At 65.9% G+C, this 22,057-nt stretch carries 14 protein-coding genes and 1 pseudogene; 11 read left to right on the top strand and 4 right to left on the bottom strand.

Translation table 11 applies throughout. The features are described 5' to 3' along the window. The first annotated feature begins 3 nt into the window (after positions 1–3). Positions 4–900, top strand: coding sequence for an ABC transporter permease subunit (locus JN302_RS18505; protein ID WP_202334006.1), 897 nt, complete (start codon positions 4–6; stop codon positions 898–900). A 12-nt stretch (positions 901–912) separates the two neighbouring features. Continuing rightward, the gene (locus JN302_RS18500) at positions 913–2,034 is read left to right on the top strand and encodes an ABC transporter ATP-binding protein (protein ID WP_202334005.1); all 1,122 of its coding nucleotides are present in this window, start codon (positions 913–915) and stop codon (positions 2,032–2,034) included. Between the two features lie 325 nt (positions 2,035–2,359). Here the strand turns inward: JN302_RS18500 and JN302_RS18495 are convergent, their stop codons facing one another. Both JN302_RS18495 and JN302_RS18490 read right to left on the bottom strand, forming a co-directional pair. Further along, positions 2,360–2,686: a hypothetical protein gene (locus JN302_RS18495; protein ID WP_202314029.1), complete on the bottom strand. Its 327-nt coding sequence runs from the start codon at positions 2,684–2,686 to the stop codon at positions 2,360–2,362. Between the two features lie 163 nt (positions 2,687–2,849). Beyond that, positions 2,850–3,701, bottom strand: coding sequence for a helix-turn-helix domain-containing protein (locus JN302_RS18490; protein WP_202334004.1), 852 nt, complete (start codon positions 3,699–3,701; stop codon positions 2,850–2,852). A 195-nt stretch (positions 3,702–3,896) separates the two neighbouring features. Here JN302_RS18490 and JN302_RS18485 point away from each other — a divergent pair, with 195 nt between their 5' ends. From JN302_RS18485 to JN302_RS18450, 8 genes and pseudogenes are all read left to right on the top strand, one after another. Then, the gene (locus JN302_RS18485) at positions 3,897–5,345 is read left to right on the top strand and encodes an aldehyde dehydrogenase (RefSeq protein WP_202334003.1); all 1,449 of its coding nucleotides are present in this window, start codon (positions 3,897–3,899) and stop codon (positions 5,343–5,345) included. Positions 5,346–5,421: 76 nt separating this feature from the next. Then, positions 5,422–6,729, top strand: a complete 1,308-nt coding sequence (locus JN302_RS18480) for an ABC transporter substrate-binding protein (protein WP_244846472.1) — start codon at positions 5,422–5,424, stop codon at positions 6,727–6,729. 25 nt (positions 6,730–6,754) lie between these two features. Continuing rightward, positions 6,755–7,480, top strand: coding sequence for an ABC transporter ATP-binding protein (locus JN302_RS18475; protein ID WP_202314844.1), 726 nt, complete (start codon positions 6,755–6,757; stop codon positions 7,478–7,480). Then, positions 7,477–8,205, top strand: coding sequence for an ABC transporter ATP-binding protein (locus JN302_RS18470; RefSeq protein ID WP_202314023.1), 729 nt, complete (start codon positions 7,477–7,479; stop codon positions 8,203–8,205). Before JN302_RS18475 ends, JN302_RS18470 begins: the two co-directional genes overlap by 4 nt. Beyond that, a complete protein-coding gene (locus JN302_RS18465) occupies positions 8,202–9,101 on the top strand; it encodes a branched-chain amino acid ABC transporter permease (protein WP_446720734.1) in 900 nt (299 codons plus the stop codon). Before JN302_RS18470 ends, JN302_RS18465 begins: the two co-directional genes overlap by 4 nt. Beyond that, entirely contained in the window at positions 9,098–10,150 is a 1,053-nt protein-coding gene (locus JN302_RS18460) for a branched-chain amino acid ABC transporter permease (protein WP_202334002.1), read from the top strand. The genes JN302_RS18465 and JN302_RS18460 overlap by 4 nt, the downstream gene beginning before the upstream one ends. A 44-nt stretch (positions 10,151–10,194) precedes the next feature. Continuing rightward, positions 10,195–10,980 carry a coniferyl-alcohol dehydrogenase gene (locus tag JN302_RS18455; protein ID WP_202334001.1) on the top strand — a complete coding sequence of 262 codons (786 nt, stop codon included), beginning with the start codon at positions 10,195–10,197 and terminating at the stop codon, positions 10,978–10,980. A gap of 35 nt (positions 10,981–11,015) precedes the next feature. Next, a pseudogene (locus JN302_RS18450) lies at positions 11,016–12,456 on the top strand (aldehyde dehydrogenase). A 114-nt stretch (positions 12,457–12,570) separates the two neighbouring features. Here the strand turns inward: JN302_RS18450 and JN302_RS18445 are convergent. Both JN302_RS18445 and JN302_RS18440 read right to left on the bottom strand, forming a co-directional pair. After that, the gene (locus JN302_RS18445) at positions 12,571–13,266 is read right to left on the bottom strand and encodes a response regulator transcription factor (protein ID WP_202314019.1); all 696 of its coding nucleotides are present in this window, start codon (positions 13,264–13,266) and stop codon (positions 12,571–12,573) included. Further along, positions 13,263–14,711, bottom strand: a complete 1,449-nt coding sequence (locus JN302_RS18440; protein ID WP_244846459.1) for a sensor histidine kinase — start codon at positions 14,709–14,711, stop codon at positions 13,263–13,265. Before JN302_RS18440 ends, JN302_RS18445 begins: the two co-directional genes overlap by 4 nt. A gap of 372 nt (positions 14,712–15,083) precedes the next feature. Here JN302_RS18440 and JN302_RS39640 point away from each other — a divergent pair, with 372 nt between their 5' ends. Beyond that, positions 15,084–22,040 (top strand): autotransporter outer membrane beta-barrel domain-containing protein, encoded by a 6,957-nt coding sequence (locus tag JN302_RS39640; protein WP_446720733.1) that lies wholly within the window; start codon positions 15,084–15,086, stop codon positions 22,038–22,040. Positions 22,041–22,057 lie beyond the last annotated feature (17 nt).

The following is a 22,057-nucleotide window of genomic DNA, read 5'->3' as shown; positions in this document are numbered from 1 at the left end:
GAGATGATCGAACGTACCCCCATCCTCGACTTCCTCACCCACGCGCTGCTGGTGTTCAGCCTTGCCGCGCTGCTCATCCCCATCTGGATCGTCTTCGTCGCCGCCACACACGACTTCCACACCGTAAACCAGGTGCCGATGCCGCTGCTGCCCGGCTCGCATTTCCTGGAGAACATCGCGGCCGCCTGGGAGAAGGGCAATTTCGGACGGGTGATGCTGAACTCGCTGATCGTCGCCGGCGGCGTCACCATCGGCAAGATCGTCATCGCGGCGCTGTCGGCCTTCTCGATCGTCTATTTCAGCTACCGGCTGCGCATGGTGATGTTCTGGCTGATCTTCATCACGCTGATGCTGCCGCTGGAAGTGCGCATCGTGCCGACCTATGCGGTGGCTGCCGACGCTTTGCGCCCGTTCCAGTCAATGCTCGACTTTGTCGGGATCGGCATCGACCTGCCGCAGTGGAACCTGCTCAACTCCTATTCCGGGCTGATCCTGCCGCTGATCGCAACCGCGACGGGCACCTTCCTCTACCGCCAGTTCTTCCTGACCGTTCCGGACGAGCTGACCGAAGCGGCCAAGATGGACGGCGCCGGCGCGGTGCGCTTCTTCCTCGAAGTGCTGATGCCGCTGTCGAAGACCAACATGGCCGCGCTCGCGACCATCATGTTCGTGTGGTCGTGGAACCAGTATCTGTGGCCGCTGCTCGTCGTCACCGACCAGCAGAATTTCGCTACCGCGACGATGCAGTTGCAGAAGGTCGTTCCCGGCCCGCTGTTCGGCGAGCCGCCGGTCTGGAACGTGGCCATGGCGGCCAACTTGATCGTGCTGACCCCGCCGGTGCTCGTCACCATCCTGCTGCAGCGCTGGTTCGTGCGCGGCCTGATCCAGACCGACAAGTAACGGAGCTATCCAATGGCCGATATCGCCCTTCGCGACGTCCGCAAGACCTACGGCAAGACCGAGGTCGTCCACGGCGTCAATCTCGACATCGCCCATGGCGAACTGGTCGTCATTCTCGGCCCCTCAGGCTGCGGCAAGTCGACCCTGCTGCGAATGGTGGCCGGCCTGGAAGGCATCACCGCCGGCGAGATCGCCATCGGCGGCAAGGTGGTGAACCGGATGGAGCCGCGCGAGCGCGGATGCGCCATGGTGTTCCAGAACTATGCGCTCTATCCGCATATGACCGTGGCCGAAAACATCGGCTATGCGATGAAGATCGCCGGCATGCCGAAGGCGGAACGCAAGGAGAAGGTCGGCAAGGTGGCCGCCTCGCTCGGTCTCTCAGAATTCCTCGACCGCAAGCCGGGGCAGCTATCGGGCGGGCAGCGCCAGCGTGTCGCCATGGGCCGCGCCATGATCCGCGAGCCGAAGGTGTTCCTCTATGACGAGCCGCTGTCCAACCTCGACGCGCGGCTGAGGGTGGCGATGCGCGTCGAGATCCGCAAGCTGCACCAGCGGCTCGGAACGACGACGCTGTTCGTGACCCACGACCAGGTCGAGGCGATGACGCTCGCCGACCGGATCGTGGTCATGAACAAGGGCGTGGTCGAGCAGGTCGGCAGCCCGACCGATGTCTATCAACGGCCGGAAACGACCTATGTCGCGGGTTTCATCGGCACGCCCGGCTTGAACCTGCTGCCCGCCGTTGCCGATGTCGACGCCGGCATCGTCACGTTGCGGGACGGCCAGCGCCTCGCCTATGATCGCGGCCGCTGGCCCGATATCGGCCATGGGCCGGTGACGATCGGCTTCCGTGCCGAAGCGGTCAGCCTCGCGCCGAACGGCCTCTCCGGACGCTTCGACTTCGCCGAGGAATTGGGGGCGGCGCAGCTCATCCACGGCACCTTCGCCGGCGAGACCGTCGTTGCCCATCTCTCCGGCAGCAATCACTTCTCGCCGGGCGACCCGCTGTCGTTCCGGGTCGCCCCCTCCGACGTCCAGTTGTTCGACGCCGAGACCGGCCATCGCCTCGCCGGCGAAGTCAGACCGGCGGCCGAGACCAGGAAGGCGACTCCGATCCTGGTGAAGGCGTGACCGGCTGCGCAAAAACGGTCGGCCCGCGACGGTGGCGGGACCGGCCGTCTGCACGCCCGACTTGAGCATGTAGAAGGAATGCGCCCGGCCTGGGCGGGTGTCGTAAGCGGGGGCTTGGGCCGCACGGTGGCCGGGCGCTTGCCGCGGGTGGGACCTCGGCCATGTGAAGATAGCATAGCGCCCGATTTCCGATATCGCCCGAACGGGCAGAGATCGATTTAGCCGATACCGGCTATCTGGAACGCCGCGCAAGCCTCGGAAACGCAAAACCACTTGGACGGAACGAAGAGCTCGGCACCATGCCGTCTTCTTGCGCCCCAGCGTCCTACATCATCCGCGGCGGCGCGAAAAAGCAAACCCAGCGCCATTCAAGAGTAGAGGCGTTTTCGTTGAACAGCGCGCTTTCGCAAATATGGAAGCGAAAATCCGGCGAACTCTGCACGCGAGCGGCAGGCACTCTCCAATACCGCGGCAGATAGACATAGCTGCCGTCAGCCAGCTCACGGACGTCGCCGTCTTCTATTGCGCGGCAATCCATGTCGCCGCAGCAGCCTATCCGCGTCACCGGATCGACCTTGCCGGTGTACCAGTCATGTGCGGCAGCCGGACAGATCGGGAGGGCCAAAAGTATCGCCAACAGTCGGACATGCATCTTGCCCTCCCATTTGTCTGATAATTACAGATATCAGATGCGCGACTGCAGAAAACAGACAGCAAAAGGAAGCCGGTCAGACTGTCCATTGTTGTTAGCCCCACCACAAGCCGGGAGCGCGCTTCGTGCCGATCTTGACGCTTGGTGAGAAGGGGATGAGTTTCTACGGCCAGGCAGCGAACGAGGCAGATTCCGGCGCCGGCGCGCTTGCGAACGCGCTCTTGCGGAAGGCGCCCGGGGTCTGGCCGGTCAGCCGACGAAAGAACCTGTTGAAGTAGGCGGGGTCACGGAAGCCGAGGCTGTAGCCGACCTGCTCGACGGACATGTCGGTCTGTTCCAGGCGGGTGCGGGCCTCTTCGATGAGGCGCGCATGGATGATGGCGAGCGGCGTTTGGCCCGCGAGGCGCATGCAGGCTTCGTGCAGATGGCTGCGTGTGACGTTGAGGCTGCGCGCATAGTCCTCGACCCCGAGCCCTTCGCGGAAATGCAGTTCGACAAGCTGGCGGAAGCGCTGGATCGTCGTCGCGCCACCTCCATGGGCGACCGCTGCTCCACGGCTTCGCCAAAGATGCAAAAGGATCACGCCGAGATGGAAGCCGGTGATGGCGTTCGCCCCAGGCTGCTGGACACGCACCTCGCGGACGATGCCTGCAAAACTCGTCCACAACTCGTCGATGACAGGCAACACGTCCTCGGCCGTGGCGATGACGAGCTGGTCCATCATGGCGCGCATGTCGGCGGCGAGCACGCTGTCGCCCACCGTGCGCCAGACGAATTCCTCGGCTGCTGAAAAGGTGAAACCGCTCGATCCGGCGTCCATCCTCACCACGCCGTTCGTTGGAAGCGGGATCCAGACGACGGCCGGTCCCATGAGTTCCATCGACTCTCCATCCTCGGGGACCAGGCTGGCGACGCCGTCGGCCACGAAAAAGCACAGGCAGTCGCTTCTGCCGGCATGGGCAATCGACCAGCTGCGATGCGAAAATCCCGGATCGACGCGTGCCGCGCTGACCAAGGCGCCCTGCCTTGCGGGTTGCCGCCGCGCTCGGCCGGCTTCTGCGTTCGCTCCTCTCGCCTCCAAGCCGCTATTCCTCCGCTTTTGGCGACAGAAGTACAAGAGGTTTCCAGAAAAGTACATTGTTAAGGAGCCGATATGCGACTTTACTCAGCTCAAGGCGGGCCGAGACCGCCGCAGGGAGGAGATCAGGAAATGACCGCCGAGGCAGCGCCACGGGCGCTCCGGCTTTTCCCCGGAGCTCATCGCGGTGTCGGAGAGAAACCGGCCGCCTTCGTTCCAGAATACGGCCAGCATGCCCCCGCTCCGTTCCGCGCCGCGATCCAGGCGGCGAATGCGGCGGCGGCCGCCTTTCCCGCCTGGTCGGCACTCGGTCCCGGCGAGCGCCGCATGCGCCTGCTGAAGGCCGCCGACGCGCTGGAAGCGCGTCGCGAACTCTTCGGCGCCGCCATGGCAGACGAGATCGGCGCGACCAAAGGCTGGACCGAATTCAACATCGCGCTTGGTGTCGAGATGCTGCGCGAAGCCGCGGCGACGACATCAGACGTCACCGGTTCCCTGCTTCCCTCCGATCGGCCAGGCATGCTGGCGATGGCGATCCGCCAGCCGGTCGGCGTCGTGCTCGGCATCGCGCCCTGGAACGTGCCTGTCGTGCTCGGGGTTCGCGCGCTCGCCATGCCGCTGGCCTGCGGCAACACCGTCGTGCTCAAGGCGTCCGAGATCTGCCCCAGGACCCACCGGCTGCTCGGCGAGGTGCTCGGCGAGGCCGGGCTCGGCGACGGCATCGTCTCGGTCGTCACCAACGAGGTGGAGGACGCCTCGGCGGTCGTGGAGACCTTGATCGCGCATCCCGCGGTCCGGCGGGTGAATTTCACGGGCTCGACGCGGGTCGGCCGGATGGTGGCCGAACTCAGCGCCCGGCATCTGAAGCCGGCCCTGCTCGAACTCGGCGGCAAGGCGCCCCTGCTCGTGCTCGACGACGCCGATCTCGACGAGGCGGTGAAGGCCGCCTGCTACGGCGCCTTCTTGAACCAGGGCCAGATCTGCATGTCGACCGAGCGCGTGATCGTCGACGAGGCGGTCGCCGACGTCTTCGTCGACAAGCTCGTTCGCAGGGCCTCGCGCCTGCTGGCCGGTCACCCGCCGGACAGCGACGCCCCGCTCGGCCCGCTCGTCGGCCACGACGCCGTCGGCCGCATCGGCGGGCTGGTCAGGGATGCCGTCGCCAAGGGCGGCCGGATCGTCGCCGGCGGGCGTGTCGACGGAACGCTGATGGATGCGACCGTCATCGATCACGTGACATCGGCGATGCGCATCTATGACGAGGAGTGTTTCGGGCCGGTCCTGCCGGTCATCCGGGTGCACGGCGACGAGGAAGCCATCCGCGTCGCCAACGACACCGAATATGCGCTGTCCTCTGCGGTCTTCACCCGCGACCTGCAGCGTGGGCTCGCCGTGGCACAGCGCGTCGAGGCGGGCATCTGCCACATCAACGGAGCGACCGTCCATGACGAGCCGCATATGCCTTTCGGCGGCATGAAGGCTTCCGGCTACGGCCGTTTCGGCGGTCGCTTCGCGATCGAGGAATTCACCGAACTGCGCTGGATCACGGCATCCACGAAGCCGGTCGACTACTCGATCTAGAAAGCATGGCCGGCCTCGGGCCGGCTCGAAGGGGAACGGGGGAGTGCCTTGGCGCTCCGTAACAAGGGAGAAGACCATGACGAAAGACAGGAACGGCACGGCGGGGAGGATGACCCGGCGCGATTTCATCGGGGCGACGGCGGCCACGGGTCTGGCCCTGACCGTCGGGCAACGCGCGTTCGCCCAGTCGGGCGACAGCTTGAAGGTCGGCTTCATCAGCCCGCGCACCGGAGCGCTGGCCGGCTTCGGCGAAACCGACGGCTATGTGCTGGACCATGTGCGCAAGGCGATCGAGGCCGGCATTGATCTGGGCGGCAAGAAGTTCAGCGTCGAGATCCTCGACCAGGATACGCAGTCCGATCCGTCACGCGCCAGCCAGCTCGCCAAGAGCCTGATCAACGACAGCCAGGTCGACCTGATGCTGGCCGTCTCGACGCCCGAAACCATCAATCCGGTCGCGGATGCCTGCGAAGCGGCCGGCGTGCCGTGCCTTTCGACCGTCATGCCCTGGGAAGCCTGGTATTTCGGCCGGGGCGCCAAGCCGGGCCAGCCGTCGCCGTTCAAATGGACCTATCATTTCGGCTTCGGCGTGAACGAGTTCTTCAAGGCCTATGCGTCGCAATGGAAGCTGATCGAGACCAACAAGAAGGTCGGCGTGATGTATCCCAACGACGCGGACGGCAACGCGATCCGCGCCAATCTCGCGCCGCTGCTGGCCAAGGAAGGTTTCACCATCGTCGATCCGGGTGCCTATGAGACCGGCACCACCGACTTCTCCTCGCAGATAGCGCTGTTCAAGCAGGAAGGCGTCGAGATCTTCAACAGCTTCCCCATCCCGCCAGACTTCGCCGCCTTCTGGCGCCAGGCGGCCCAGCAGGGCCTGACGCGCCAGATCAAGATCGCCCAGATCGCCAAGACCGGCCTCTTCCCGTCGGGCGTCGAGGCGCTCGGCGACCTCGGCTTCAACCTCGCCAGCGCCGCCTATTGGCACAAGGCCTTCCCGTACAAGTCGAGCCTCACCGGCATCACCGGAACCGAGCTCGCCGACGGCTACGAAGCGGCAAGCGGCAAGCAGTGGACGCAGCAGCTCGGCGCGACGCTTTCGCTGTTCGATGCCGGCTTCGAGGCGCTGAAAACCGCTACCGACGCCAAGAGCAAGGAAGCCGTGGCCAAGGCGATCTCGACCTTGAAGACCGTCACCATCGCCGGCGCGGTCGATTTCACCGCGGGGCCTGTGCCCAACGTTTCGCCCGGACCGATCATCGGCACGCAGTGGGTCAAGGCGCCGGAAGGCTCCAAATTCCCGCTCGACTACGTGATCACCGAGAATGCCACCGACACCAATGTCCCGGTGTCGGCGAAGCTGATCCCCTACAACGGTTGATCGGGGACAGGATCGCGTCGTGGCGATGACATCAGTGCTTTCCGCCACGGGGATCCACAAGCGCTTCGGCGCGCTTGTGGTCCTCGACGGCGTCGACTTCAGCGTCGATGCCGACAAGGCCGTCGGCATCGTCGGTCCCAATGGCGCCGGCAAGACCACGCTGCTCAGCATACTTTCCGGCGCCCAGGCGCCCAATGCCGGGACGATCAGCTTCCGCGGCACTGATGTGACGGCAATGAGCGCGCCGCAACGCTGCCGCCTTGGGCTGGTGCGCACCCATCAGGTTCCCCAACCCTTCAGCGGCATGACCACTTTCGAGAACGTCTATGTCGCGGCCTCCCATGGCGGCGCCGTCTCGCGCGACGAAGCCTATGAGCGCTCGATCGACTCGCTGCGCCTGTGCGGCATGCTCAAGCTCTCCAACCGGCCGGCCGAGACGCTCGGCCTGCTCGACCGCAAGCGGCTCGAACTTGCCCGGGCGCTCGCGACCAATCCGACACTGCTGCTGCTCGACGAGATCGGCGGCGGCCTGACCGACGCCGAGGCCAACGAACTGGTCGGAACCATCCTCGAATTGAAGCGTCGCGGCATCGGCATCGTCTGGATCGAACACATCGTCCATATCCTGGTTCAGGTCGCCCAGAGGCTGATCTGCATGGATGCCGGGAAGATCATCGCGGACGGCGATCCCGATGCGGTCATGTCCAACCCTGATGTGGTCAAGGCCTATCTCGGCGGAGGTGTCCAATGAGCCTCCTGTCCGTCACCGATCTCGACGTCCGCCACGGCCTGCTGCCAGCGGTGCGCGGCATCACCCTCGAGGTCGCCAAGGGAGAGACGCTCGCCCTTATCGGCGCCAATGGCTCAGGCAAGACGACGCTGCTGCGCGCCATAGCAGGCGCACACATACCCGCAGCCGGCAGCATCAGCTTTGCCGGACAGGACGTGACAAGCCTGCCGTCACACCGGCGCGTCGGGCTCGGCATCGCGCTCGTGCCGGAGGGCCGGCGCCTGTTCGCCCAGATGACCGTCGAGGAGAATCTCCTGCTCGGCCGCACCGCCGGTCGCCCCGGCGACTGGACGGTCGATGCCGTGATGGAAGCCTTTCCGAACCTCAAGCCCCGCCGTCATGCAAGGACGGGCACGCTTTCGGGTGGAGAACAGCAGGCGACCGCGATCGGGCGCGCTTTGATGAGCAACCCCGACATGCTGCTTCTCGACGAGGTGTCGCTCGGCCTGTCGCCGCTGGTGGTCGATCGCGTCTATGCCTCGCTGCAGGGGCTGCTTTCGTCCGGAACCACGATCGTGCTCGTCGAGCAGGACCTCGACCGCGCCATGCGCGTATCCGACCGTGTCGTCTGCATGCTGGAGGGGTGTGTCGTTCTGGAAAGCCCGGCCAGGGACGTGACGCGCGAGCAGGTCACGCAAGCCTATTTCGGCCTCCACAAACTGAAAAAGACGGGCACCGCCCCATGATCCTCAACCAGATCGTCCAGGGCGTGCTGCTCGGCGGCTACTACGCGCTGATCGCCTGCGGCCTGTCCTTCATGTTCAGCGTCATGCGCATCATCAATCTGGCGCATGGCAGCCTCGCGGTGCTGGCCGCCTACGCCTTGTTCGTGCTCGCCGAACGCTTCGGGCTCTCGCCCTTTGCCGGGCTCCTGGTCGTCCTGCCCGGCATGGCTGTCATCGGCTTCCTGCTGCAGCGCCTCGTGCTCGAACGCAGCAGCAGGGCCGGCCAGCTCGTGCCGATCCTCGCGACCTTCGGGCTCGCCATCGTGCTCGACAATCTGATGTTCGAGCAGTTCGGCGCCGACACGCGTTCGCTTGCGCCCTATATCGGCTCGCTTTCCTACGATTCCTGGGCGCTCACAAGCACGATCTATGTCGGCAAGCTCGCGGTCCTGACCTTTGCCGCGGCGGTCGCGGTGCTCGGCGCGCTGCAGCTTTTCCTGAGCTACACCCCGCTCGGCCGTGCGATCCGGGCGACATCGGAGGATCCCGACACGTCGGGCCTTGTCGGCATCGACGCGCGCAGGGTGAACGCCATCGCGGCGGCCATCGCCATGATGACGGTCGGCCTTGCGGGTGCTGCCCTCGGCATGCGGGCGACCTTCGACCCCTATGCCGGCGCGCCGCAGCTTCTCTTCGCCTTCGAAGCGGCCGTCATCGGCGGCGCGGGCTCGGTCTGGGGAACGCTTGCCGGCGGGATCATCCTCGGCCTCGCCCAGTCGCTCGGAGCGCAGATCGATCCGAAAGGCTTCCTGATCGCGGGCCATGCCGTTTTCCTGGCCGTACTCTTCGCCCGGCTCTTCATTCCCGGCCTCGGCTTCGGGTTCCGCATCCGCTCTCTCTTCAGGCGCGCGTCATGAACGGCATAACCATCGAGCGCTGGACGCTCTCCTCGAAGATCGCCGTGGGCGGCGTGCTGGCCCTGCTCGTGCTGCTTGCCTTCGCGCCTGAGTTCCTCCGTCCCGGCCTCGTCGACCGGCTCACCACGCTGTTCATCTACGTCATCCTGGCTGCGATGTGGAACGCGCTCGCCGGTTATGGCGGCCTCGTCTCCGTTGGTCAGCAGGTGTTCTTCGGGCTCGGCGCGTATCTCTCGATCCGGCTCGCCGATGGCGGCTTCAGCGTCTATCCCTCGCTCGTCGCGGCCGCGCTGCTGGTCGGCCTGTTCGCGCTTCCGCTCTCCTTCCTCATGCTGCGGCTGAAGGGCGGCGAATTCGCCATCGGCATGTGGGTGGTCTCGGCGCTCACCCATCTCTGCGTCAATCTCGACCCGCTGATCCAGGGCGAGACCGGGACGTCGCTGATTGCCCTCAACACCTTCGATGCTTCCGCGCGACGGGCCTACACCTACTGGATGGCGCTCGGCGCCATGACCGCTCTTCTCGGCCTGCTGTTCCTCTTGCTCAGGAGCAGACTCGGCGCGGCGATCCAGGCGATCCGCGACAATGAGGGCGCGGCGGCCTCCGTCGGCGTGCGCGTGCTTTCCACCAAGCGGGTCATCTTCATCCTGGCAGCGGCCGGTGCCGGCATGGCGGGCGCCCTCTGGCTCGCCACGGCGCTGACCTTCCAGCCGAAGACCTATTTCAGCGTCCAGTGGACGGCCTACATGATCTTCATGGTGCTGGTCGGCGGCATCGGCCGGTTCGAGGGAGCCATCCTCGGCGCCATCCTCTTTTTCCTGATCGAGACATGGTTCGGCGGCGCGGGCGTCTGGTACCTCGTCGGTCTCGGAGCCGTGGCACTGCTGTTCTCGCTGCTCCTGCCACGCGGCATCTGGGGTTGGGTCGAGGACCGCTTCGGCCTGCGACTGCTGCCGGTCGGCTATCAGGTGCGGTTCTCCGCAGACGACCCTCCCGGGCATGCGGCAGCCGGCCTCGTCGCCGGCCCGGGCGTGGCGACACGAGGCTGACAATCCAACCGGCGCTTACCGCCGATCCCAAGGAGACAAGGACAATGTTGTTTGGAAAGACTTTGCTCATCACGGGCGTTTCGTCCGGCATCGGCGCACGCACCGCCGAGCTCGCCGGACAACTGGGTGCCGACGTGATCGGCGTCGATGTCCGCGAGCCCTCCCTCGCCTCCATGGCCTTCATCAAAGGCGACCTCTCGTCGAAATCAGGTGTGGACGAGATCGTCGCGCAACTGCCGAAACGGTTCGACGCGCTGTGCAATGTCGCCGGCCTGTCCGGAGCAACCGGAGCGGTCGGCACGCTGTCCGTCAATTTCTACGGCCTGCGGGCGCTGTCCGAAGCCGTCGCGCCGAGGCTGCGTGAGGGCGGCGCGATCGTCAACGTCGCCTCGATCGCGGGTTACGGCTGGCGCGCCAACCAGAACCGTGCGCTGTCGATGATCAATGTCGAGGGCTTCCCCGATGTCGCCGAGGTCGTCGCGGGCCACGCGATCCAGGACAGCGAGTCCTACCCGGTCTCCAAGGAGCTTCTGCTTCTATGGACCTTCCGCGCCGCGCATCTCGAGCGCTTCAAGAGCCGCGACATCAGGGTCAATGCGGTGAGCCCGGGACCCGTCGAAACCCCGATCCTGAAGCAGTTCCGGGCCGTGCTCGGCGACAGCCGCGTCGATAGCGACATCAGCGCCGTCGGCCGGGCGGGAACGCCGGCAGACATCGCGCCGGTGATCCTGTTCCTCTGCTCCGACGGCGCGCGCTGGATCAACGGCGCCAACATCGCCGCCGACGGTGGACTGGAGGCCGCCGTCAACGCGCAGGTCCTCGGTTTCTGAAGTTACCCAAATCCGGCAGTCACAAGGAAACAGTCATGGATATCCAACTTCTGATCGACGGCGCCGAACAGGGCGCATCCGGCGGCGCCACTTACGAGCGCAACGACCCCTTCACCGGCAAGGTGGCGACCCGCTGCCGCGACGGCCGAGGACGCCGTGGCCGCCGTCGAAGCCGCCGCGGCCGCTTTCCCGGCATGGTCGAAGACGGGCCCGGGCGAGCGCCGGGCGCTGCTCTTGAAAGCTGCCGACGTCATGGCGTCGAAGGTCGCCGAATTCACGAAGCTGATGCTCGAAGAGACGGGCGCCACCGCGCCCTGGGCCGGCTTCAACGTCATGCTCGCCTCCAACATGCTGCGCGAAGCGGCCTCCATGACCACGCAGATCTCCGGCGAGGTCATCCCCTCCGACAAGCCCGGCACGCTGGCCATGGCGATCCGGCAGCCCGCCGGCGTCTGCCTCGGCATCGCGCCGTGGAACGCGCCGGTCATTCTCGGCACGCGCGCGGTCGCCATGCCGATCGCCTGCGGCAACACCGTGGTGCTCAAGGCGTCGGAGCTGTGCCCCGGCACGCATCGGCTGATCGGCCAGGTCCTGGTCGAGGCCGGCCTGCCCAAGGGCGTGATCAATGTGGTGACCAACGATCCGGCCGATGCGCCCGAGATCGTCGAGACCCTCATTGCGCATCCCGCCGTGAAGCGCGTCAACTTCACCGGCTCCACCGGGGTGGGCAGGATCATCGGCGAGCTTGCCGGCCGGCATCTCAAGCCGGCCTTGCTGGAGCTCGGCGGCAAGGCTCCGCTGGTGGTGCTCGACGACGCCGATATCGACGGGGCGGTCAACGCCGCGGTGTTCGGCGCCTTCATGCACCAGGGCCAGATCTGCATGTCGACTGAACGCCTGATTGTCGACGAGAAGATCGCCGACCACTTCGTCGAGAAGCTGGCGGCGCGAGCCGCCAGCCTGCCCGCGGGCGACCCGCGCGGCCATGTCGTGCTGGGTTCCCTGATCAGCGAGAAGTCGGCGAAGAAGATGGAAGAGCTGATAACCGATGCCGTCTCGAAGGGCGCGACGCTGGCGGCGGGCGGCAGGCGCACCGGCAGCGTGGTGGAGGCGACGGTACTCGACCGCGTGACATCTGATATGCGCGTCTATTCCGAGGAGTCCTTCGGGCCGGTGAAGCCGGTGATCCGGGTGAAGGGCGAGGACGAAGCGATCCGGGTCGCCAACGACACCGAATACGGCCTCTCCGCCGCGGTCTTCAGCAAGGACGTCCAGAGGGCGCTGGCCGTCGCCGCCAGGATCGAATCCGGCATCTGCCACATCAACGGCCCAACCGTGCACGACGAGGCGCAGATGCCCTTCGGTGGCATCAAGGGTTCGGGCTATGGCCGCTTCGGCGGCAAGGCGGCGATCGCCGAATTCACCGATCTCCGCTGGGTGACGATCGAGGATTCGGGCCAGCACTATCCGTTCTGAGCCGCCGCTTCTCGCCTTGACCCCATCAAAACGGGGCAAACCGACCCACCCCTTTTTTATTCTCGGCGCGAGATGGTCGTATCGACAGACCATCTCAGCTCTCGCGACAGAGCCTCATCGCACGACAGCCGGAGCCGTGAACGTATAGCCAACGCCATAGACCACCTTTATCGGCACGTGCATGTTGGTCTGCTCGCCGATCTTCCGGCGAAGGCGACTGACGACGGCGTCCAGATGCCGGTTGTCGAAATGGGCTCTGGGACGGGCAATCGTCTCTACCAACTCTTCGCGTTCACAAATGCCACCGCCATGTTTGCACAGCGCGGTCACGAGCGCGAACTCGGTCGCAGTCAATTTGAGCGAGCGCTGGTTCGGCGCGGTGAGCGTCCAATTTCGGCTATCCAGAACCCACCTGTCTCCGGCGCCATCCGCCATTTCTGCTTGATCACCTGTTCGCCGCAACAAGCTACGGATCGCCGCTTCGATCTCCCTCAAGGTACTGTGCTTGACGAGATAGATGTCAGCGCCGCTTTCGAAGCCCCGGATGCGGTCGTCACTGTCGCCGAGAGCTGTAAGCATGACGATGCCGCAGCGATGGGCCTCGCGGATTTCACTGGCCAACTCGAATCCATTGCCGTCCGGCAATCCGACATCAAGGATGATGACATCGGGCAGTTCATCATTTGCCAATGCACGGCGCAGGGCCTCTGCCGTCGCAACTCCTTCGGCGGTGAAGCCGCAGAGGCCCAGGAAATCGACCAGGTCCTTGCGCAGCCGCTGTTCGTCCTCGACGATCAAAACGCGCGTCAAGTCATAGTCTCCTCTAACAGTGCATGCTCCGGCGCAGGCCTCAGCAAGGGCACGCGCGCCACGGCGGTCGTTCCACCACCTTCGTTGGAGAGCAAGCCCAATGTACCGCCATGATAGGCCAGCAGCTTACGGGAAGAGTACAGGCCAAGCCCGGTTCCACTCCCGGCCTTGGTGTTGGAGGCACGGAAGAAGCGGCGTCCAATCTTGTGCAATTCGGCTTTCGGAATGCCGATACCGCGGTCTCGTACCTGGATAACGATGAAGCCGCCGGCGGACCGGGCATCAATGTGAACGGGCTGATCCTCGGGCGAGTATTTGAGGGCGTTGTCGACGAGGTTGATGACGACGGTTGCCAGCATATCGGGATCGGCAAAAAGCGAGGTCGCCTCACCCTCCGTCCTGAAATGCAGGCGCTCACCTCGCCCGGTGATCTCGAAGTGCAACTGCACGTCCGCAATGACAGGTGCGATCTGCATCGATTCCGGTCGAAAGACATTGTCGCGGTCGTTTGTCATGAAGCGTTCGATCAGGGAGAACAGCCGGTCGAGTGCCTCACCAATGCCGGTGAGCCGTTCCTTCGTCGCGTCTCGCGATCTGTCGCCGACAAGGCTGATCATGTCGACGGCGTTGCGGATTACCGCCAGAGGGGTTCGGAACTCGTGACTGACAATGCGCATGAAGTCGGCCTGCTCTTCGCGAAGGGCACGTTCGGCCTCGAGGCTGGCATTCAATTGGTTTTCCAGCCTCCGACGTTCCAGCACTTCCCGCGACAAAGCTTCGTTGTTCTCGCGCAGGGCCGCAGAAAGTCGTGAACTGACCATGAAGAGAAGGCAGGCGAACAACGCGATCAGAAACAGAATGCCCTGCAACAGATACCAGGCGTTGCGATTGTTGAGGATCGCGATGTCCTGAGGGGCGGCCGGAAACCAGAACTCGATCGCGCTATGAACTATGCTGGCTGCCATGTACTCGCCCAATACCGCGATTGTGATCCATCGCAAGAGCCGGGGCTGTGTCCGGTCGCGCAGCAAGGTCACCGACATGACTGACATCATGATCACCGTGAAGAGGGTCGATGTATGGATGCGGACGGCGAGATTGCTCGGATCGACGGCAACCGCCAGGCTCCAGGCCAGGATATGAAAGATCAGCAATGAAACACCGATCCAGGTGTAACGCGGTTGCCCGAGGAAGCGCGCCAATCCTTCGGCAAGCAGGACCAGACCGAGCTTGATGACCGTATTGTGGAGCACGATGGACCATGCCGCAGGCTGCTCGCCCCTCAAGATCATCAGGAGCAGCCCTATGGCGATGGCCGCAAAGCCCGCTGCGAGAAACTTGAGCTCGTAAAGATGACGCCAAGCCAACCAGACAAAAATCCAGACTACCGCCTGCAAACTTGCGGTTGCCAGATCGACGACCAGGACTGTCTTGAGGTCGAGCATCGCTGAGCATTTGCACAGCGCTCCCGTTGGCGCAAGCCGCATAACCGCACAGCATTGTTGTCAGCAAAAAAGCGAAACCTAAGTAAAATAAAAGCAACGTCAGAATCTGTCAGAATTGTTGAGAATTGTTCTTTCGAAGATTTGGGCGCCCTTGATTCGAAAATCCGCGGGGCGGCCCGTGTCGAGCGGCGACATGCAAGGTTCTGTCAGAATTGAATAGTTTTGTTCGGTAGAATCCCAGGTGCCTTTTGCCTATCGTTCGCACCCATCGTGACCTTGCATTCGTTGGTTGCAGGAGGGCCGAGTCGAGGCTTTCGCGCGCGAATTGCGGCGAAGCTGGACTCGCTTTCTTCGATTTGGGGGGCTCATCGCATGAAGCATTCCGCGCGCACCGGGAAGGCCGCCGCCTCGCCCCTGGTCGATAGTCGTTCTCCGCTCGCGGACATGCGTTGTCTTCAGGAGCCTCCCAAGGCTGGAGCGGATGGCGACAACACAAGCACATCCACGGGCGGCGGCCGACCAACCTGTCTCCCCAACCCGAACCCATCGCATGTGCTGATCGTGTTGGCCCTGGGCCTGGGCGGCGCGGCCGTAGCTGGTCATGCGCATGCGGGCTGCGTCGCAGATCCAAACCAGACAATTGGCCAGGTCGACTATGGATATACATGGTCCGCCTGTTGGGGCGACAGTGGTGTCGATCACAACGATGAGAAGAACGGTGACCCCGGAGCGAACATAACGATCAACACCCAAGCCTCGTACACGGCCGGCGCAAGCCTCCCTTACACCATGCCGTGGGACTCCGTCGGCGGCGTCATCATGACATACACAATGGGCGGCGCCGGCGTCGACGAGGGAAGCGCTGGCGCCGGGGGTTCCGTGACGATCACCAGTCACGGCCCCATAACCCTGACCACCTCGACGGATCCAGGTTCGATCGGCAGCTTGATTTCGGCAACGAGTTTCGGCGGCTCGGGGGATTCGGACAACGACAACTACAAATCCAACGGCGGGGCTGGCGCGCCGGGCGGCGCGATAACGATCACCAACTACGGGGCACTGACCGTAGAGTCGCTCAACTCAAATACAGCCAGAGGCATGGCCGGCATCTCTGCCGTGAGCAGGGGCGGCAGCGGCGGCGCACAGAACAGCGGCGCGGCGGGCGACCAGGTGGGCGGCGCCGGCGGCAACGGCGGCACCATCAGAATCGTCAACACCGGACAGGTGAATCTCGGCAGCGGGACCAACCCGCTGAGCGGACTGGACTATGTCTGGGGCCTCGCCGCCGAATCCACCGGCCAGCAGGGTGGCCACGACAACGGCGCGGGCGGCGGCGGCAGCTCGATCGATATCACGAACGGTTCGTCCGGCAATGCATCCACCGGCGCGATCGGTGTATACGCGAACGACGCCGGCAGCGCGCGCGGCATCTATGCGCTGAGCCAGGGCAGCGACGGCACCGCTTCTAATGACCCGTCCGACAATGGCGGCGCCGGCGCAGACGGCGACCAGATCAATATCAGCACATATTCCGATATTACCGTGGTTGCCACCGGCGCCGGTGCGAACGGACTGTCCGGCGGCATCGTTGCAGTCAGTCAGGGCGGTAATGGCGGCGCCGGCACGGGGTCAACGACCGGAGGCCGCGGTGGGAACGGCTCTGCCTTCACCTCGACCCTGACCCTCCAGTCAGGCGCCACGGTTTCGACCCAGGGCGACTATGTCGTCGGCATAGCTGCGCTGGCTCAAGGCGGGCGTGGTGGCGACGGCGCAAACGGCGAGAAGAATAGCTCGGGCGGTAAAGGCGGTGCCGTCGGCGAGATTCAGATGAACGTCTACGGTGCCATCGAGACCGACGGCAGCCAGGCCTACGGCGTGCTGGGCGGGAGTGTCGGCGGCCTGGGCGGCAATGGCGGCGACGACACGGCCGTTGTCGGCACAAGCGGCGGCGGCGGCTACGGTGGTGATGCCGGCTCCGTCGGCGCGTATATGACTGGTGGCTCCAGGATAACGACAGTCGGGGATATTTCGGCTGCGGTCACCTTGCATTCGATCGGCGGCGGCGGCGGCACGGGCGGCAACTTCACCGACGTGCTTGGCGGTGGCGCCGGCAATGGCGGCAATGGCGGCAGTGGCAACACGGCTACCATCAACAATGCTGGCGGAACGATCGACACCTCGGGTGACCATTCCTACGGCATCCTGGTGCAGTCGATCGGCGGCAGCGGCGGCACCGGCGGTATCGCCGCCGGCTTGACGCTCGAACTTGGCGGCGATGGCGGCGACGGCGGTTCTGCCGGGACGGCCAGTGTCCAGAATACGGGCGCGATCACCACATCAGGCTATTCGGCGCATGGCATCATCGCGCAGTCGATCAGCGGCGGCGGCGGCGCTGCCGGCATGGCGGGCGGCATTCTGTCGATCGGCGGCACCGGCGGCACCGCCGGCTACGCCGGTAATGCCGAGGTCCGGAACTCGGGCGCCATCAGTACCGGCGGCGACGCGGCGATCGGCGTCATGGCCCAATCGATCGGTGGCGGCGGCGGTTCGGGCGCCGGCGCGGCGGGCATAGCGACCGTCGGAGGCTCGGGCGGCGCCGGCGGCTACGGCACACATGCCAGCGTCTGGCTCACCGGCGGCTCGATCACCACGCAGGGCGAGATGGCGCATGCGATCATGGCGCAATCGATCGGCGGCGGCGGCGGCAATGGCGGCAATGTGATCGACATGTCGGTCGGGGTTCCGGCGCTGGGCGTCGGCGGCAGTGCCACAATCGGCGGTAGCGGCGGGTGGGTCTGCGTCAGCAATGAAAGTTCCAGCAACGATTGCTCCGCAGGCTCTGACGCGCCGCAGGCCGTGACCATTGCGACCGCGGGCTCTGGTGCGGTCGGCATACTCGCGCAGTCGGTCGGCGGCGGCGGCGGCAATGGCGGCAACGCTACGGGCGGCGATGCCGGGCTCGGCAGCTTCCAGGTTGGCGGCGGCGGTGGCGGCGGCGGCTACGCAAATACCGTGAATGTCGGCTTCCAGGACCTTACCCTCACGACCCAGGGCTCGCACGCAGCGGGTATCGTGGCGCAGTCGGTCGGCGGCGGCGGCGGCACCGGCGGGTCCGCCAGTTCCTACTCCGCCGGTATCGGCTTCACGGCGTCGGTGGCGGTGGGCGGCACCGGTGGTTCCGGCGGCGCCGGCGGCTCCGTTCTCGTGAACCTGTCGGACAGCATCATCAGCACCGGCCAGGACGGCGGCGACGTGACCGACGCGATCGGCGTGCTGGCGCAATCGATCAGCGGCGGTGGGGGCAGTGGCGGCTCCTCGGTTGCCGACGCGCTGACCGTGGCGGTACCGACCGGCGAAGACGTCTCCCTTGCGATGAGCGTCTCCACGGCGGTTGGCGGTAGCGGTGGATCATCCCATGCCGCCGGCGCGGTGTCGCTGACCCTGGACGGCAGCACCGCGGTCTCCACGAAAGGCGCTTCGTCGCATGGGCTCGTGGCGCAATCGATCGGCGGCGGCGGCGGCAATGGCGGCAGCGCGTCGTCGATGGCAGCGACCGCCGGCATAGAAGACACGGTCAGCGCCGACATCGGCGTCTCGGTCGGCGGTTCGGGCGGCGGCGGCGGCAATGGCGGTACCGTCACGGTCGCGCTCAACGACAGCGCCTCGGTGACGACGGCCGACGACTATGCCAATGCGATCGTGGCGCAGTCGATCGGCGGCGGCGGCGGCAATGGCGGTGTTGGCAGCGTCAACAGCAAGCAGATCGGCGGCGGCTTCAACCTGGCGGCAACGGTCGGGGTTGGCGGCTCGGGCAGCGGCGGCGCCAGCGGCGGGACCGCGAATGTCAGCCTCGACGACGGCACCAGCCTGCAGACCAGCGGGACCGGCGCGCGCGGCCTGCTCGTCCAGTCCATCGGCGGCGGCGGCGGCACGTCGCAGGGCGTCAGCGTCGGGCTGTCGGCCAGCGACAGCCTGCCCGGCGGCGGCGAGGAAGCCGAAGAGGAACCCGGCGAGGAGGGCAGCGGCGAGTTCTCTGCGTCCGTCGGCGTTTCCGTCGGCCGCAGCGGCGGCAGTGGCGGTTCGGCCGGCGCGGTCAACGTCACCACGGCAGGCAGGATCGTCACCTCCGGGGCGGATGCGGACGGGGTGCTTGCGCAGTCGGTCGGCGGTGGCGGTGGGCTGGGCGGCTCGGTGGGGCAGGCCACTTCCGAAGATTCCGAGCCGCTCGACGACGATGGTGACAGCGATTGCTCCAGCGACGACGGCGATGGTGAATCCGGCTACTGCTTCAACGTCAGTGTCGGCGCTACCATCGATGACGGCGGCACCGGCGGCACCGCCGCCAATGGCAATACGGTCACGCTGACCCATGCCGGCCACATCAGCACCACAGGCGACTGGGCCGACGGCATCGTCGCCCAATCGATCGGTGGCGGCGGTGGTGCCGGCGGCACCTCCACCGCGTCCGGCAGCCAGGCGACGGCGAACATCACCGTGGGCGTCGGCGGCCGCGGCGGTGCGGGCGGCAATGGCGGCAATGTCGATGTCACCTTCGACGACGATGGCGACGGCAACGCGATCAACACCATGGGCTACAGTGCCTATGGCCTCCTGATGCAGTCGATCGGCGGCGGGGGCGGCCAGGGTGGCGACGGCTCCGACCAGGCAGCCGGCAAGATCACCGTCGGCGGCGGCATGGGCGGCAGCGGCGGTGCGGGCGGCAATGGCGGCACTGTGACCACCAACGGGTGGATCAACCTGTCGACATCAGGCGACGATGCGCACGGCATCGTCGCCCAGTCGATCGGCGGCGGCGGAGGCGTCGGCGGTGCGGGAAGCAGCGCAGCCGCCGAGGACGACGACAGCCACGCGATCGACCTCGTGGTCGGCGGCAGCGGTGGCGTCGGCGGCAGCGGCGGCGCGGTCGACCTCCGCATCGGCACCGATCTCAACACCTATGGCGCGCGGGCATTCGGCCTCGTCGCCCAGTCGATCGGCGGCGGCGGCGGCATCGGCGGCGCCGGCGAGGCCGACAGCATCGGCTCGATCGTGGTGGGCGGCTCGGGCGGCGGCGCAATAAACGGCGGCGCCGTCACGGTCGATCTGACCTACCAAAGCACGATCCATACGCGTGGCATCGCTGCCCATGGCATCGTGGCCCAATCGATCGGCGGCGGCGGCGGCATTGGCGGCACCGCCTCGGGCGCGCCGCTCTCCTTCCAGGGCAACAGCCCCGGCAGCTACGGCGACGGCGGCGACGTCTCCGTCACGGTAGACGGCAACGTCACCACGGACGGCGACTATGCCTTTGGAGTCCTGGCCCAGTCGATCGGCGGCGGGGGCGGTTTCGGCGGCAACGCGACAAGTGCATTCATCGGCTCCAACGGCAACCTCTCGTCGAACGGCAAGAGCGGCGATGTGACGGTCACCCTCGATGCCGGATGGAGTATACAAGCGACCGGCGAAGGCTCGATCGGCATATTCGCGCAGAGCGACGCAGGGACGAACAACAACGGCGCAGTCAACGTCACTGTCAGTGGTTCCGTCACCGGCGGCTCGGGCGACAATGGCGCCGGTGTCTGGGTTTCGGGCAGGCAGGATAACGTGCTGACCGTCGATGCCGGAGGCAGCGTCTCGGCCGCTTCGAGGATAGCCGTTCAATATGCCGCCGGCAGATCGTCGCCCGCCGGCAGCACCTTGACCGTGCACAACTCCGGCACGATCAGCGGCAGCGTGAAAGGGGCGAACACCGCCAGGAAAGCCGTGTCCGACATGTCCGCCGATGGCAATATGCCGCTGGCGGCCCGCTTTGGCCACGATATGGCCGTCTCCGTCGTCAACGGGACAGGCGGCCTGCTGACGGACGCGGAGATCTACGAGGCTGACGTGGTCAATCATGGCCGGCTGGCGGTCGGGGATTCGGGCGGCGTCGATGCCACCAGGATCACTGGCGACCTCACGCAGGGCTCGGGCGGCGTGCTGGCGATCAACGCCGACTTCGCCGGCTCCCGCATCGATCGCCTGGCCATCGACGGGGACGCCACACTCGCCGGCAAGTTCGCGGTGAGCGCCGAGAGCGTACTGCCCGGCATCAGTCTGCCTTTCCTCACCGCCGGAGGCACCCTGGATCATTCGCTGAGCGACCAGTCGTCCATCTTCGACTATGCCGTCACCCAGGCCGGAAACAGCCTGTCGCTCTCGGCCGAGACGGCCCACTTTGCTGAACCCGGTTTCGCGCTGAGCGAAGACCAGGACAACGTTGCCGGCCACCTGCAGGAGATCTGGGACGCTGGAGGCGGCTCCTTCGGCACGCTGTTCGGGACGCTCGGCTCTCTGGCCGACAACGATGCCGACAGCTACGGAGCCGCCCTGTCCGACATGTCGCCCGGCGTCTCCGGCGCGGCTGCGGCCGGCAGCGTCGTCATGACACAGCAGCACCTCGATCTGCTGCTGAGCTGTCCTATGTTTGCGGCCGGCACCTCGTTCCTGATCGAGACGGAGTGTGCATGGAGCCAGGCCGGCGCCCAGACGCTCGACCAGAAGGCCTCGGGCGGCGTATCGGGCTTCGACACCACGACCTACTCGATGCAGGCGGGTGCCCAGTTCGAGGTGTCGCCGAACTGGTTCGTCGGTCTCGCCGGCGGCTATGATCGCAGTTCCATTCGCGGCGACGATGGCCGGGTGAACGCCGACGGCGACATCCTCTATGCCGGCGTCTCGGTGAAGCGCCAGACCGGCCCATGGCTGCTGTCGGGTGCCGTCGCCGGCAGCTACGGTTGGTACGACAACACGCGCACGATCCGGATTCCGGGCTTCGCCGGCCAGGCCGAGGGCGATCCGAATATCTACAATGTCAGCGCCCGGATGCGCGCAGCCTATACCTTTGCACAGGACCGGTACTATATGCGGCCGCTGGTGGATCTCGACCTGATCTACACGCATGCCGACGGCTATCGCGAAACGGGTACCGGCGCGCTCGATCTCCTGGTCGACGGTTCCGGGCAGTGGAGCTTCCATGCGACCCCGGCGGTCGAGGTCGGCGCGCGCCTGGAGGTGAGCGAGACGACCGTCATGCGGGCCTTTGCTGCCGCCGGCGTAAGCTTCGGCAGCGCCGACAGCTGGGACACGACCGCACGGCTGGCAGCTGCGCCGGCCGGGGTCGGCCTGTTCGACAGCGAAGTGCCTCTTGCCAATGTCGTGGGCCGCCTGACCGCCGGTGTCGACCTCGCGAACGACAACGGTTTCGGTTTGCGCCTGAACTATCAGGGGTCGTTCTCCGACACCTATACCAGCCATGGCGGCTCGCTGCGCCTGAGTTACAAGTTCTAGCAGGGATCTCGAGCCGA

The organism is Mesorhizobium sp. L-8-3, from assembly GCF_016756615.1.
Taxonomy (GTDB): domain Bacteria; phylum Pseudomonadota; class Alphaproteobacteria; order Rhizobiales; family Rhizobiaceae.
This window is presented reverse-complemented; position numbering and strand designations above follow the sequence as displayed.